Source organism: Psychrobacter sp. H26, from assembly GCF_059073035.1.
Genome location: NZ_JCACRW010000001.1, coordinates 2,240,596 through 2,256,324, shown reverse-complemented (window position 1 = coordinate 2,256,324; position 15,729 = coordinate 2,240,596). Strand labels below are relative to the sequence as shown.

Below are 15,729 nucleotides of genomic sequence, written 5' to 3'. Positions count from 1 at the left end.
TTATTCCTATAAATTAATAATTTTTTAGTATTTTTCCTAAAACTATTTACCAGTAAACTTAGCTTCCCTTCTCTCAACCATCGCCATCACGCCCTCTTTTGCATCTTCTGAATGAAACAACGGTGGCAGATAGCTGTGGATATTGGCCAGTGCCGTCGCAGCCCCATTGCGGCTCGCATCCTGCGCTGAGGATAGTGCGCCTCTGACACCCAGCGGCGCGGCTTTACAGATCTCTTGTGCCAGCGTTAATGCGCGCTCGTATTCAGACCCATTTGCCACCACTTCACTGACCAAGTTCAGTCGATCAGCCGTTTGCGCATCGAACGCTTTTCCCGTGAGTAGGTACGGCATGGCTTTTTGCCAGCCTGCCGCCGCGACAAACCGTACCGTCGCCCCGCCAAATGGCATGATGCCGCGTTGGACTTCCATTTGAGCAAAGTTACAGTTATCACTGGCGATAACCACGTCACTATTGAGCATCAGCTCGATAGCTACCGTAAAGCATGTGCCTTTTACCGCAACCACTACTGGCTTAGTACGTAGCTTCCCACTGATACCCCATGGATCAATTTGATTGTCATCAAACTCAAACACACCGTCGTTTAGCTTGTCTTGTAGCTCGACCAAATCTAGTCCAGCAGTGAAGTGATCACCATGGGCGAAGATAAGCGCACAGCGTAAATGATCATCGTTTTCATATCGGCTCATGGCTTCGGAGAGCTGAGCAATCATATGACTGTCAAAGGCGTTACGTTTGTTAGCGCGATTTAGCCCAATCAGGCAGACGTAGCCGTCTGTGTCATAGGTGATGCGATTGTCTTGAGTATTACTGTCCGTTGTCATGGTACTGTCCTTGTTGAAATAATTTTTTGTATTAAGTGGTTATATCGCTCACATCGCTCAATCTCGATTGCTTATTGATAGAGATATATTGATAGAGATTTTTCGATAGTTCTGTCTTTAATCTGACTTTTAATATAGACATCATGATGCCATAACACAAGCAGTAGAGATGACTTGCATGAAGCTTAATCGATAAAAGTTGACCTCATTTGCGATAAGTGCAACTATAATTCAGATTCAGGTAGCGTACAGGGTATTTTATGGAATTTTGGCATGGGTTTTTGCTTATCACGAGCGTTCATTTACTAGCAGCCGCCTCACCCGGTCCTGATTTTGTCTTGGTTTCACAGCAGACGTTAGCTAAGGGTCGCCGTACTGGTTTGATTTGTAGTTTGGGGATTACATTAGGGCTGTCGGTGCATATTATCTATTCGGTGCTGGGGCTAGCAACGGTGATTGCTCACTCGCAGCCGCTATTGACCGCGATCAAATGGCTGGGTGGTGGCTATTTGATTTATCTAGGGTGGCAAGGTATTCAGGCAAAACCAAAAAAGTCAGCAGAACTAGCAACATCGGTAACGCAAGAGAAGGCACCTACTGATTACTTACAAGCGAAGCAAAACGCCCCTACGCATATCAAATCTGTAAATAGTGAATCTTTGAATGCTGAGCCTACCGTTGCCACATTACGCCGTGGATTTTTCTGTAATGTCTTTAATCCAAAAGCGCCTGTGTATTTTGTGGCTATCTTTACCCTCGTCTTATCGCCAGACATCCCATTTTGGCAATTGGCCATCTATGGTGTATGGATGATGGTATTGCAGATGGCATGGTTTAGCACCGTGGTGATGCTACTCTCTATTCCTGCGATTCACCGCCGATTTCAGCGTTTTGAGCATTGGATCGACCGTGTATTGGGGTCCACGATGATTGTATTAGGACTCAACCTGATTTTGCGTCATCGATAACTCATTTGTGAGCGGTGAAATCTGCTACACTGCTGACTTATATCCATATATCGTAGCCTGACATTATGACAAGTAAGCCCATGACCCGTAATCCTGCCAATAGCAAACATAGAAACCGATCGCCTGCGACCGCCAAAAAACTTGGTCAGCTGCATCCGCGAAACCCGCACCAAGGTCGTTACGACTTTGCCGTATTGACACGCGCGTTGCCTGAGCTTGCTGAGCACACCATCACCAACCCCAAAGGCGAGCCGACGATTAATTTCTCGAATCATCAAGCGGTTCGCGTGCTGAACAAGGCGCTACTGGCAAATTATTACGGCGTTAAGTTTTGGGATATTCCAGACGGCTACTTATGTCCACCTATCCCTGGACGTGCCGATTATATCCACTATATTGCGGATTTACTCGCGCAAACCACGCATGTCAATGCCGACAACACACCGCCAACGGGCAAAGAGATTCATGCCCTTGATATTGGTACGGGTGCCAGTGCGATCTACCCGATCGTCGGTAGCCAAAGCTACGGCTGGCGCTTTACCGCAAGTGATATCGATCCGATTTCGGTCAATACTGCCGCCCTCATTTGTGACGCCAATCCTAAGCTAAAAAGCGCAGTCAAAGTAAAGCTGCAACCTGAGCCTAAGTTTATCTTTAAGAACATCATCGGTCGTCAAGATTATTTCGATGTGGTGGTTTGTAACCCTCCATTTCACGCGTCATTAGAAGAAGCGATGGAAGCCAACAGCCGCAAGCAACACAACTTGCAACGCCATCGTGGTAAAAATGAAAGCGAGCAGATCAGCCGTCATTCAACCAAGTCAGGTAACGCGGCGCAAAACCTAAACTTTGGTGGTCAGCATAAAGAGCTATGGAGCGAAGGTGGCGAGATTGCTTTCTTAACCAAGATGGCAAAAGAAAGCCAAAGCTTTGCTGAACATGTCGGATGGTTCACAACACTGGTTTCAAAATCAGAAAACGTGAAACCTTTGCAACTGCTATTAAAGCAGCTGGATGTTGCGCAAATGCGTATCATTGAGATGAGCCAAGGTCAAAAAAGCACCCGTGTACTCGCTTGGCGTTTTGATACCGATGAAGAATAATCGATAAACATATCACTTAGTTCAAGTTTCACGTGAAACGGAAAAGCACTACTTTGATAATCAAAGTGGTGCTTTTTATTGGGAATATTTTGGGATATAGTCCATATTTTATAAAGGGATGATAATAAGATTAAGTGATATTTTTCTTAGCCTCTGGAGATACTGATACAGCAAAAAAGAAAAATGTCATTTAATTGAGCGACTTTGTAGCCATATGACTTTTACCTTATCTCAAGTGCTAGATATAGCAATCTTTATAAGAAAGGTTTCATGTGAAACAAAAATACCGCTTCGATTATCAAAGCGGTATTTTTTATATTATTGCTGATCAAATTTAAATTTAGATGTCTAAATTTGACACTGTCAGTGCGTTTTCTTCGATAAAGATACGGCGCGGTTCAACATGATCACCCATTAGGCAAGTGAACATATGATCAGCGGCAATCGCATCTTCGATAGTGACGCGTAGCATCCGGCGATTTTCAGGATCCATAGTCGTATCCCATAGCTGGTCGGCATTCATCTCGCCTAGACCTTTATAACGCTGAACCGATAGACCACGACGTGCGTCAAGCATCATCTGCTGCCACAGGTAATCAAAGTCGCGTATCGGCATGTCTTTACTACCACTATTACTCTCGCGGCGAATAAAAGCATCGTCCTCAAGCAGGGTATTCCATTCACTCGATAAGCGTAACAGCTTGCTGTACTCACCTGAGTTGATAAAGCTGGCATCTAGTAGATAATGATGCGCCAACTGGTGCACGTATACCGTGACGCGTGGTAGCCACTGAGCCTTAGTAGACAACGCCTCACTATCTGATACTTCACCTTCTTCAGCGCCTAGTACTGGTGCCATACCTAGTAAATCGGCTGCTGCTGCGTCCATGTTTTCTGGCTGAGGCGCATGAATATTAACCAATTCAATCTCAGGACTTAAATCACTACCGAAATGATCGAGCTTCGTCTGCATCGCTGCTTTCCAGTCCTGCATTGCAGACTTATCATAAGTCATATCAGTGCTGAGCTTTGGCGTGTGGGTCAACGCGTCCAAAATCACCGCTGGAAAACGAATCTGCAAACGCGCTTTGATAAGCTGCGTTTGGTTATAGTCATTCAGCAATGTCTCAAGCGCTTGACCAGTAATCGCAGGCGCATCAGCGCTGATATGTAGCTTAGTATTATCAATCGTTGACGACAATAGATACGCTTTCAGCGCTTCATCATCTTTTAAATACAACTCTTGACGACCTTTTTTGACTTTGTATAACGGTGGCTGAGCTATATATACATAACCACGCTCGATTAGCTCAGGCGTTTGACGGAAGAAGAACGTCAGTAGCAGCGTACGAATATGTGAGCCATCCACATCGGCATCGGTCATGATAATGATTTTGTGGTAACGTACTTTGTCCGGATTATACTCATCAGGGCCAATACCACAGCCTAGTGCAGTAATCAGATTACCCACCTCAGCAGAAGATAGCATCTTGTCAAAGCGTGCACGCTCAACGTTTAGAATCTTACCTTTTAGTGGCAAAATAGCTTGGGTCTTACGGCTACGACCTTGCTTCGCTGATCCACCTGCAGAGTCACCCTCCACAATATACAGCTCTGATAGTACAGGATCTTTTTCTTGACAATCAGCCAACTTACCAGGCAGACCTGCAATATCTAAAGTAGTTTTACGACGGGTCATTTCACGCGCTTTACGAGCCGCATCACGCGCACGTGCTGCTTCCATAATTTTATTGGCAATGGCCTTACCCGCACTTGGGTTCTCGAGCAGATAATCATTGAACTTATCATGCATCGCTGATTCGACAGCAGACTTTACTTCACTCGATACCAGCTTATCTTTAGTCTGACTTGAAAACTTCGGATCGGGTACTTTTACCGAAACAATAGCTGTCAACCCTTCACGAGCATCATCACCAGTCGCCGCAACCTTCTCTTTTTTAAACAAGTTTTCGCGATCCATATAGCTGTTCAAGCCACGTGTGAGTGCTGAGCGGAAACCTGATAGATGCGTACCACCGTCTTTTTGCGGAATGTTGTTAGTAAAGCACAATACTTTTTCGTTATAAGTATCCGTCCACTGTAATGCAACTTCAACACTGATACCGTCATCCTGCTGACTGGTAAAATGAAAGACTTCATTGATACCGTCTTTACCCGCATTGATGTAGCTGACGAACTCTAGCAAGCCACCTTTGTGCTCAAACTCGTGACGCTTATCAATACGCTCATCGGTCAGAACGATACGCACGCCAGAGTTCAAAAATGACAACTCGCGTAGGCGCTTTGCCAAAATATCATACTCAAAAATCGTACCAGTGAACACTTCACTACTCGGATAAAAGCGGATTTGTGTACCCGTTTGATCCGTTGCTTCCATCTGCTGAATATCAGCGTCAGGCACCCCATCAGTATAAGTCTGATGGTAGTGATAACCTTCACGCCAGATATTCATCTCAAGCTTTTTGGACAACGCATTAACGACCGATACCCCAACCCCGTGCAGGCCACCCGATACTTTATAGCTATTATCATCGAACTTACCGCCTGCATGCAGGACCGTCATGATGACCTGTGCCGCTGATACCCCTTCTTCTGGATGAATATCAACGGGTACACCGCGACCGTTGTCCATCACGCTGACAGACTCGTCTTCATGGATGATGATATCAATTTGATCACAATGGCCGGCCAGTGCTTCATCGATAGAGTTATCCACGACCTCAAAGACCATATGATGCAAGCCTGTGCCATCGTCAGTGTCGCCGATATACATACCAGGGCGCACGCGTACCGCTTCTAACCCGCGCAGTACACGGATATCTTTAGAGCTATAATCAGAAGGCAACCCTTCTGGCGCTACCACAGGGGCCATCGTTTCGGTAGCACTATCTGACGTCAGTTGTTCGTGGTCAATAGGTAATGAATCACTCATGTACATTCCTTAATCTAGCCATTATCAGCTGTTTCTTTATCAGCTCGCCTATACGGCTAAGCTTTATGATGGCATTTTAAAATTAACTTTTATCGTCAAAACCTTGAGTGCACATAGATGGTGAATATACTATCAACCATGATCATTTGGAGGGGCGCACAATATTGAAATTATCGAACTATTTATTAACGATGACCTTTGTTGTTTTAAACACAATAAAAGCCATACAAAAATAAAACGTATATATATCAATATGTTAAAAATCAAGAAACGATAAAAGCTAACTGCATGATGCAATCAAATAACTTGCTGAGAACAGGACAAAAATAAAGTGCTATTTTAGCATTTTTTTGTCTCTAAGTCACTGTTTACTGGGAGTTTTACTGCTAGAGAGTCAGTGTTTTGACCCGATAGATTATCTGCGCCATATCTGCCCTATGACGGTAAGTAGATATCACATAAAAGAGTTGAGAATAGACCAAGAAAAGTCATAGGCAATGATAGATAAGAGACTAATCAACAGGGAATATCTGCCCACGTTTCACGTGAAACATTTTAGGCTCTACCCATAACTCATTAACTAAAGGAACAATGTCATCCGTCAAACTGGTCATAAAAACCTGACAAGGCAGCTTAGCCAAGGCTGATAAAAGAATCTTTATCGCTCTGCCATCTAGCTCTGCGGTGATGTCATCTAACAGTACAACAGGAGTAAATCCTAATGTCGAACCAGTATCAACTAAAGCGTTGTTTTCAGTACTGTTGAGTAGCAGTGGTAATTGAGACAAGCGCAGTGCGGTAATAAGCAGTTTTTTCTCACCACGAGATAAAACGTTTGCTGCTTGCTCTTTCAAAGCTGGCAGCTTAGCACTCATCTCATGAGATGATGATGCCGTTTTGAGACTTTCAGCATGCTTGCCTGTGTCGCTATCAGAGCGCCAATGCACATGAACATCAGAGCGATGATTGCCTATACGGGTATACCCTAATTGTAAGTCCTGCTCTAATCGCTCATTGAGCTGTATATCCAGCGCAATACTAGTATCATAGCCAGCTTGATACGTTAGGCTCAATTGTTCAGCGTAGGTTGGCAATAATTTGAGGACACTTTCAGCAAAATAAGGCTGCCATTCTGTAAAGACACGCTCACGATAATGATGGATCAATGCAGCATGATTGCTTAGCCCTTTATCCCACGATTTGAGTTCAGCCAACTGAAATTTAGTCAAGTTGCGCGTGCTTTTTAGCAAACTATTGCGCTGTTTCAGGAGACGTTGATAGGCTACCCACTGTGCATGGAATCCATGTTTCATGTGAAACACTAACCAATCTAACAGTTGCCTACGACTGGCACTACCCTGCTCTAACATATCCATTGTAGAAGGATCTATCAGTAGCGTAGGTAGCTGCTCCGTTAGTATGCTTTGGTTATAAACAGTGGCTTGATTAAGACGTAGAATAGTTGTGGCATCTGCTTGCTTTTGAATAGCTAATGTACGGCTATCATTAAGCTTAGCGTATACAACGGTGTTATTTTGATGATGCTGAATATAGCGTTTAGGCTGATGATGACGAAAGCTTTTGCCTCTTGATAGCAAAAATATAGCTTCAAGTAAGGAGGTTTTACCGCTACCGTTTGCACCGATGATAACGTTGCAAACAGCTGGCTGTAAATTAACTTGTGTGAGGTTCCTCAGATTTGATATTTGTAGACGTTCAATCATATTATCGATAGCCGCCTATTATTTCCAGACATCAAACTAGGCAAAAGTTTATTTAAATTCCATTCGTTCACATAGATTTCTCAAAATACTAACGTGGTTAAATGCTGTATAGATCGTAAAAAATCAAACTATATACGCATCGGCATAATAACGTATTGATGGAACTCATCATTGAGCTGATTTACTAGTACAGATGCATTAGACTGACTCATATGCATCTGCAAATCACCTTGTATCACTCCTAGCACGTCTTGTAGATAAGCGGCATTAAATGACAACTCCATTGGCTCGCCTTGATATTTTGCTTGTATCATTTCAACGGCTTCGTCTTGCTCAGCATTATTGGCACGTACTTCCACCATACCATCACTGGCAAAATTAAAGACCACACCGCGAGACTTTTCGTTACTCAAAATAGCAACGCGGCGTAATACATCAGCCATCTTCTCTTGACTAAATAACGCAAGTTTATCGGTATTACTTGGCATGACACGGCGATAATCAGGGAATTTTCCATCAATCAGACGAGCAGTAAAGGTTACCATTAGATTTTGGCTCACTTGCCCTGCACTATCTACATCACCAAATGGCAAGCTCACTTGCAGAAACTCACGACCAAAACTCAAGGTAACCGCATTGTCTTGATCACCCAGCATCTTACCCAGCTCAGTCGCCAAACGTTCAAGCTCTATTACTGCCTTACGTGGCAAGATAGCCTGCATATTTAGATCAGCATTCACATCAATAACGCTACGTGCTAGAGCCAATCTATGCCCATCAGTTGCTACTGTCGTCAGTTGCTGCTGTGAAACATCAAACAGCATACCAGTTAGATAGTAGCGTACATCTTGGATCGCCATTGCAAACTGAGTCTTATGGATCAAGTCTGTTAGGCGGCTGCGACTGATGTTCAATGGTGTGATGTTCTCAGGATTACCCAAGCTTGGGTAGTCTTCACTTGGTAATGTGCCTAGTGTAAAACGACTCTTACCACTAGTGAGCAAGCAACGCTCATTTGCTTGCGTGGCTAGATTGATTTGTGCCTGTGCAGGTAACGACTTGCAAATATCTTTTAACTTTGTCGCAGGCAAAGTGGTGTTACCCGCTTCAATACAAGCGCCAGCAGGCAATTTCAATGTCGATGTCAGCTCCACCTCTAAATCTGAGGCTATCAAGACAAGTTCAGACTCTGATAACTGAAGCTTAATATTACCCAATATCACCATATTGTGTCGTTTATCAGCGGCTTTGGCGATCAAGTTGATAGCTTTTAGTAACGATTCTCGATTGATCGATAATTGCATGCTTAGTTACTCTTATTTGAATGATTCTTTTGTGATGACCTAACGTAATGGTCTAATAATACCTTGTCTACTAACGATAATCCACAAAGCATCTGTACGCTTATATCTTCACTATTATAGACCATCTCCATCTGCTAAAACACAATGATATTTGCAGCGTCTAACCTGCCTGTAGCATTAAAGCCAATGTCTTGTAGTCTTTGTCAAATGAAGGATCTGCTGCTCTTAACTCATTTACCTTATCGCAAGCGTGCATCACTGTAGTGTGGTCACGTCCACCAAATGACTGACCGATTTCAGGGAAGCTATCACCTGTTAGTTCACGTGATAGGGCCATCGCTATTTGGCGAGGTCTTGCAATACTACGTGTACGTTTACGTCCCATAATATCTTTGACAGTTACATCGTAGTATTCGGCGACTATTTTACGGATATTATCCATGTTGACGGCTTGCACACGCATTGCAACGATATCTTTTAGTGCGTATTGCACCATTTCAAGCGTAATTTGTGCGCCTGTTAAGTTAGCATTTGCAAATACCTGATTTAAGGCGCCTTCCAAACGCCTGACATTGGATACGACATTCTGAGCAATAAACAGAGCACATTCTTTAGGTAGTGCCATGCCATAGGAGGCTGCTTTTTTCTGCAGAATTTGCACACGAGTATCAATCTCGGGAGGGTCAACAGCAACTGTTAGTCCCCAAGAAAAACGTGATCTAAAACGTTCATCGAACTCTGTCATTTGTGAGGGATGACGATCAGAGGCCAAGATCAGCTGCTTATCACCACTGGTGAAATCAGCAAATAATGTCAAAAATTCATTACTACTTTTTGTCTTTCCAGCCAATACATGAATATCATCTACAATCAATAAATCTACTTTTTTTATTTTCTTTTTAAAATCTTCTATTTTATTGTTTCTCAATGAATAAACCAATTGATTTATAAATTTTTCAGAAGTGAAATAATAAAAAGTTTGATTGTTTTTTAAATAGCGATGCGCTACAGAATGCATTAAATGTGTTTTTCCTAATCCAGAAGGACCATATATAAATAAAGGATTGTGTCGATTTTTTGATTGTTTCTTACCAAGCTCATAGCAGGCCTTGTAAGCTAGGTTATTAGACTTACCAGTGACAAACGTCTCAAAAGTAAAATCAGGATTAAGATAACTTAGTGACTTGGCGTCAACGGAATCTATCAATTCTGCATGACGCATATTAGCGTCTATATCTGCTTTTGAATTATTATGATGAATAGATTCAAATTTGTGCTCAGATGGGGTAGGGGAGGGGTTATCTTCTACAAACAACGAGCCTGATTGATCTTGGTTACTACTTTCTACGTCACGACCAGCATTATCAACACGTACGACAACTTCTTCAATACCTCCTTGACTGTGCTTAGCTACCAATTGCTGAATATCCTGCAAGTGATTTTTTTTGATATACGTTACAAAGTAGTCATTAGGAGCAAGAATGATAAGCGTTTGTGCTTCTTGATGAGCTGACAAAGGCCTCAGCCACATAGTGAATACGTTATCTTTGACGTTATAACGCAAATCGTTCAGACATCTATCCCAAATATTTGCTGTGTCTATCATGAAAAGTACTGACCCTATAATTTGAAATGATAGCTACTTTTAGCCGTTTAGCTTGTTGCTTAGTTATCAATATCACTAGTGTTTATTTACCTCAAAAACCAGACTAGCACAGTATGTGAAAGCGATTTTGAGGTAGGCGCTAATCTAACACAGATACCCTGTGGATAAAACCTTGTTTTTTGGGGATAAGGCTGTGGACAGTTTTGTGGATAAGTTCAGACAGAGAGTTATCCATATTTAGCCCACAGGTTATCCACAGGTTTACCCATAGTCTAGTATTTTGATAGTAAAGAAGAAATACAAGTTAACCACAGAAAAATAAGATCCCAATAACAACAATACTCATATATATTAATTAATTATTATTATAGAGTTGAAGAATAACTGTGGATAACTTCAAAATGTACAAGTGAATAAAGATCCAAATTAGCTGATATTAGATGACGAATTCATTGGAGAATTACTATTAACTTGATAGTAGAGATCGACTAGTTAACAGTTAGCAAAATTAGTTTATTGACCAATACTATGCTGAATGGTATAATCCTCCGTTATTACGAATTTAGTCCATTATTTTGATAGGTGAGTTATGAAACGTACATTCCAACCAAGCGTGATCAAGCGTAAACGTACTCACGGTTTCCGTGCTCGTATGGCAACTAAAAAAGGCCGTCAAGTCTTAGCCCGTCGCCGTGCTAAAGGACGTCATCGTCTTACTGTGTAATCATTAGATTGCGATAAGCATGGCTAATAGTGCTTGTTGTGTTCTTATTGTTTATGGATTGCTATAGGCAGTCATCACAACTAACACTTAGCCACATATTAAAAGCGCCCGCATCGGCGCTTTTTTTGTTTCTATAGTTTGCTATTATCTGTCACACGTCATTCGCTCTTATACTAGGTTATATCATGCCAAAATCCGTTTCAGCTATACCTGCAGCCAGTTTCACTAAAGAGCAGCGTCTGCTTACGCCTGCAGCTTTCCGTGAAGTGTTTGACGCACCTGAGCGTAAACTACATCAGAGCCACCTTATGGCTTTTGTGAAGCCCAGCGCGTACGGAAAACCACGTATTGGCATGGCGATCACTAAGCGTAAAGTCCCTACTGCGGTGGCTCGAAATTTGATCAAACGACATATACGTGAACAGTTTCGGACAAAGGCTTTTAAAATAGAAAATAAGGATATTGTTTTTATTATCAAAAAACCTTTGAAAGATATAAATTCTGAAGAAATAAAAAATCAAATAAATAATATTTTTAAAAAAATAGAAAAAAAATAAAATGAATTTTTCATTAAATATATTAAATAAAATAATTTATAAAATCTTATTTAATTTAATTGTTATTTATCAAAAAATAATTAGCCCGATACTACCTGCTCGCTGTCGTTATTACCCAACTTGCTCAAGCTATGGCAAACAAGCTTTAGCTTGGCATGGAACACGTGCAGGTAGTTGGTTGCTTTTAAAACGCCTTAGTAAGTGCCATCCCCTTGGTGGACATGGCATTGATTTTGTACCCCTTCCTCTATCCTCTTATCACTATCATTACTTATCCTCTACTATCATATCAGTTAGTAGCGTTCAAGGATGGAGCGTTTACCGAGACAGTCAGAGCTACGTTTCACGTCTCAACTATTTGATGAAATCAATGTAGAAAATAAGGCGTCAAAACTTGAATGTGGATAACTAATGAGTTACCCACAAGTTATCCACACTCTTGGTATCATTTATAGTAGATTTTTAGTAAAATGATGCACATTTTATGTAAATGACTATCAATGCAGTTGTCATGTTAGCCAGCAACTGTGATGTACAGTCATGACACATGCCCTAATTTTTCATTCCCTAATTTTTTAATCTAGGAAAGGTTTATGCAAAAGATATTTCGGGTGATGATCATCATTGCGATGTTAATTACCGCTTATCTGCTGATTTTGGCATGGCGAGATGATTATGCCGATGCGCCAGCTGTCGATGCGGTGCCAGAAACTACAAGTTCAGTAGGTGCTGACATTCCCTCTACTACTGGTGCAGCAGGTGATATTCCGGTACAGACAATACCTGTCGATAACGGAGCTGTGACAGCTGCGCCTGCGAAAGATACAGGCTTAATCACAGTAACGACCGATCGCTATGATATTAAAATCAACCCAGAAGGTGGTGATATTGTCTATGCTGCACTCAAGCAGTATGACGCAACGCTCGATAGCGATAAGCCTTTCGTATTGCTAGAAAATAATAGCAACCGTGTATATGTCGCTCAGTCTGGTCTGATTGGTCAAAGTGGTATTGATACAGCAGAAGGTCGAGCGATATATACGCACACTGCTAACAACTATGTCATGGAAAATGGTCAACAAACACTCTCAGTACCGCTTACGTACAAAAAAGATGGTGTAACAGTTACTAAGACCTTTACCTTTACCGAAAATAAATATCCAATCGATATCAGTTACAAAATTCAAAACGCTTCTACCAACGCTTGGCAAGGCCAAATGTTTGCGCAGCTAAAGCGTGACGATAGTAAAGATCCTGGCATGTCTGATAAAGGCGCGCTGAGCATGGCGACCTATTTAGGCGGTGCTTGGGGTACACCAGACGATCCTTATAACAAGCTGAAATTTGGTGACTTTAGTGATGGTGAGTTGACTACGACCAGTGATAAAGGTTGGGTCGGCATTGTCCAGCATTATTTCGTCTCTGCATGGACGCCTCAAAACTTTACGGGTAAGTTCTTTAGTCGTGAAACTGGCGATGATTACTTTATTGGCTTTAATAGTCAGCCAGTAAACGTAGCACCGAACAAACAAGTGACTTTGAATGCGACGCTATACTCAGGTCCAAAAGTACAGTCTGAGCTTAAAGATGTGGCTGAAGGTCTTAACCAGACAGTTGATTACGGTTTATTATGGCCGATATCTAAGGTCCTATTCGCTATCTTGGATGGTGTGCATAAAGTAGTAGGAAACTGGGGTTGGTCGATTATTATACTGACTATCTTGGTCAAAATTGCTCTAATGTGGTTCTCTAATAAGAGCTACTACTCTATGGCAAAAATGCGCGCTATCGCCCCACGACTCAAGGTGCTTAAAGAAGAGCACGGCGATGATCGCATGAAAATGTCGCAAGAAATGATGGCGATATACAAAGAGGAAAAAGTTAATCCAATGGCGGGTTGTTTGCCTATTTTGATGCAGATGCCAATTTTCTTAGCGCTATATTGGGTGTTGGTAGAGAGTGTCGAATTGCGTCATGCCCCTTGGATTTTGTGGATTCAAGATCTCTCCGCGATGGATCCATGGTTTATCTTACCATTGCTAATGGGCGCTTCAATGTTTGTACAGCAACAGCTGAACCCTCAGCCAGCTGATCCAATGCAAGCAAAAGTTATGAAGTTCTTACCGATTATCTTTACAGCGTTCATGTTGTTCTTCCCAGCAGGTCTGGTTCTATATTGGACAGTGAATAACTTGTTTAGTATGACTCAGCAATATATTGTTAACAGAAAGGTTGAAGAAGAGCAAAAGCGCCGTACGGTAAAAGTAGTTGATTAACCGATACACTATTTAATACTCAATAATAAAGACCATCGCGTAAGCGGTGGTTTTTTTATAGGTGATAGGTTAGTTATCCACAGCTTATCAACACAGTAAAGAAAGGACTACCTTTCAAAGTTTGTTTTGTCAGTATGAGTTCAGGCGTCTATAATATGGTTTTAAGCTATTGAGAGTAATTGTGGATTCCTTAGAGATGGCCCTAGCCACACCTAATTCTTCTGAAAAATCTAATACAGCAGGACTCGCCACGATTGCCGCTATTGCAACGCCGCTTGGACGTGGGGGTGTGGGCGTTATACGTTTATCAGGTAGCCGTGCCTATGCCATGGCCTGCGCCCTCACTGGCAAATCTGCATTTACACCGCGTATGGCCAGTTTTTGCCGTTTTTATCAGGCGGATGGTACGGTGATCGATGAAGGATTAGTACTGTATTTTAAAGGTCCGCATTCGTTCACGGGTGAGGACGTGATTGAGCTGCAAGGGCATGGTGGCGTTATTTTGCAAAACCAATTGCTCGCGCGCGTGTTCGAATTAGGTGCCAAGCAAGCAAGTGCTGGAGAGTTTTCTTATCGCGCTTTTGATAATGATAAGTTGGATTTGGTACAGGCAGAAGCGATTGCCGATGCGATTGATGCGACCAGTGCTGCTGCAGCCAGTAGTGCGATTCGTTCTTTGAGCGGTGAATTTTCACAAAAAATCAATCAGTTATTAGAACAGTTGATCCATTTGCGCTTGCATGTTGAAGCGGCGATTGACTTCCCTGATGAAGAGGATGTCGATTTTTTATCTGATGGTGTGATACAAAGCAAGCTTGAGCAAACGCAAGATAAAATACAGCAAGTCTTATCGACTGCAAAACAAGGGCAGCTCTTGCGTGATGGCATTCACGTTGTTTTAGCAGGTAGACCAAATGCGGGTAAATCAAGCTTGCTCAATCGTTTAGCGGGACAGGAACGTGCTATCGTTACAGATGTCGCGGGTACCACACGTGATACGCTACAAGAGACAGTGGTACTCAATGGCTTGACCCTACATCTTACCGATACGGCAGGTCTACGTGACACAGAGGACACCGTAGAGCGTATCGGTATTGAACGTGCCCGTACAGCGATCACTCAAGCTGATATGCTGTTAATGGTCTACGATGTGACTCGCGATGTCGAAGAGGCGAGCACACCATTGCAACTCGCCGAGCAGTTGTTTGGTGAGCTACCAGAAGCCAAACGCTTACTAATCATTGCCAATAAAAGCGACTTATTGAGCGATCATAGTAGTGAGATATCTGCGTCTATTACGCAAGCCGAAATCAAAAGTAGAGGCTATGAACAAGTTAATGTTTCATGTGAAACAGGCGTTGGTATCGATATGCTGGTCGAAGCACTATGCGCAAAGGTAGGTTTTCACCCACCAGAAAATAGTCTAATCGCTCGTACAAGACATATAGATGCGCTTAGACGAACTGCTAACTTTTTAGCAGAGGCACATGAGCAACTAACCGTATTTCAAGCAGGTGAGTTGGTTGCTGAAAGCTTGCGTCAAGCCCAGCAGAGCTTGGGTGAGATTACAGGTGAGTTTAGCGCTGATGACTTATTAGGTAAGATATTTGGTAGCTTTTGTATCGGCAAGTAATGACCCAGCAATAGCTTCTATGAATCACTTGTATTAGC

The 15,729-nt window shown here is 42.4% G+C and carries 12 protein-coding genes; 7 read left to right on the top strand and 5 right to left on the bottom strand.

Annotated features, from left to right (window positions below):
* Positions 1 to 42: 42 nt before the first annotated feature.
* Positions 43 to 843: a crotonase/enoyl-CoA hydratase family protein gene (locus tag AC5JPT_RS09350; protein WP_493857885.1), complete on the bottom strand. Its 801-nt coding sequence runs from the start codon at positions 841 to 843 to the stop codon at positions 43 to 45.
* 260 nt (positions 844 to 1,103) lie between these two features.
* On the opposite strand from AC5JPT_RS09350, the gene AC5JPT_RS09345 reads away from it, so the two are divergent.
* Both AC5JPT_RS09345 and rlmF read left to right on the top strand, forming a co-directional pair.
* The gene (locus tag AC5JPT_RS09345; RefSeq protein ID WP_493857884.1) at positions 1,104 to 1,811 is read left to right on the top strand and encodes a LysE family translocator; all 708 of its coding nucleotides are present in this window, start codon (positions 1,104 to 1,106) and stop codon (positions 1,809 to 1,811) included.
* 65 nt (positions 1,812 to 1,876) lie between these two features.
* Positions 1,877 to 2,914 carry a 23S rRNA (adenine(1618)-N(6))-methyltransferase RlmF gene (gene rlmF, locus AC5JPT_RS09340; protein WP_493857883.1) on the top strand — a complete coding sequence of 346 codons (1,038 nt, stop codon included), beginning with the start codon at positions 1,877 to 1,879 and terminating at the stop codon, positions 2,912 to 2,914.
* Positions 2,915 to 3,254: 340 nt separating this feature from the next.
* Here the strand turns inward: rlmF and gyrB are convergent, their stop codons facing one another.
* The 4 genes from gyrB to dnaA all read right to left on the bottom strand — a co-directional run bounded on the left by gyrB (position 3,255) and on the right by dnaA (position 10,501).
* Positions 3,255 to 5,807, bottom strand: coding sequence for a DNA topoisomerase (ATP-hydrolyzing) subunit B (gyrB, locus tag AC5JPT_RS09335; RefSeq protein WP_493858461.1), 2,553 nt, complete (start codon positions 5,805 to 5,807; stop codon positions 3,255 to 3,257).
* Positions 5,808 to 6,379: 572 nt separating this feature from the next.
* Entirely contained in the window at positions 6,380 to 7,591 is a 1,212-nt protein-coding gene (gene recF / locus AC5JPT_RS09330) for a DNA replication/repair protein RecF (protein ID WP_493857882.1), read from the bottom strand.
* A 128-nt stretch (positions 7,592 to 7,719) separates the two neighbouring features.
* Positions 7,720 to 8,895 carry a DNA polymerase III subunit beta gene (dnaN, locus tag AC5JPT_RS09325; protein ID WP_493857881.1) on the bottom strand — a complete coding sequence of 392 codons (1,176 nt, stop codon included), beginning with the start codon at positions 8,893 to 8,895 and terminating at the stop codon, positions 7,720 to 7,722.
* Positions 8,896 to 9,055: 160 nt separating this feature from the next.
* Complete coding sequence (gene dnaA / locus AC5JPT_RS09320; protein WP_493857880.1) at positions 9,056 to 10,501, bottom strand: chromosomal replication initiator protein DnaA; 1,446 nt, start codon at positions 10,499 to 10,501, stop codon at positions 9,056 to 9,058.
* Between the two features lie 589 nt (positions 10,502 to 11,090).
* Between dnaA and rpmH the strand changes: the two genes are divergently transcribed.
* The 5 genes from rpmH (at position 11,091) to mnmE (ending at position 15,691) form a co-directional block, all read left to right on the top strand.
* Positions 11,091 to 11,225, top strand: a complete 135-nt coding sequence (gene rpmH / locus AC5JPT_RS09315) for a 50S ribosomal protein L34 (protein ID WP_007394757.1) — start codon at positions 11,091 to 11,093, stop codon at positions 11,223 to 11,225.
* Between the two features lie 185 nt (positions 11,226 to 11,410).
* Positions 11,411 to 11,782: a ribonuclease P protein component gene (rnpA, locus tag AC5JPT_RS09310; protein ID WP_493857879.1), complete on the top strand. Its 372-nt coding sequence runs from the start codon at positions 11,411 to 11,413 to the stop codon at positions 11,780 to 11,782.
* 1 nt (position 11,783) lies between these two features.
* Entirely contained in the window at positions 11,784 to 12,158 is a 375-nt protein-coding gene (yidD, locus tag AC5JPT_RS09305) for a membrane protein insertion efficiency factor YidD (RefSeq protein WP_493857878.1), read from the top strand.
* 217 nt (positions 12,159 to 12,375) lie between these two features.
* A complete protein-coding gene (gene yidC / locus AC5JPT_RS09300) occupies positions 12,376 to 14,058 on the top strand; it encodes a membrane protein insertase YidC (protein WP_493857877.1) in 1,683 nt (560 codons plus the stop codon).
* Between the two features lie 196 nt (positions 14,059 to 14,254).
* Complete coding sequence (gene mnmE / locus AC5JPT_RS09295; protein ID WP_493858460.1) at positions 14,255 to 15,691, top strand: tRNA uridine-5-carboxymethylaminomethyl(34) synthesis GTPase MnmE; 1,437 nt, start codon at positions 14,255 to 14,257, stop codon at positions 15,689 to 15,691.
* The last annotated feature ends 38 nt before the right edge of the window (positions 15,692 to 15,729 follow it).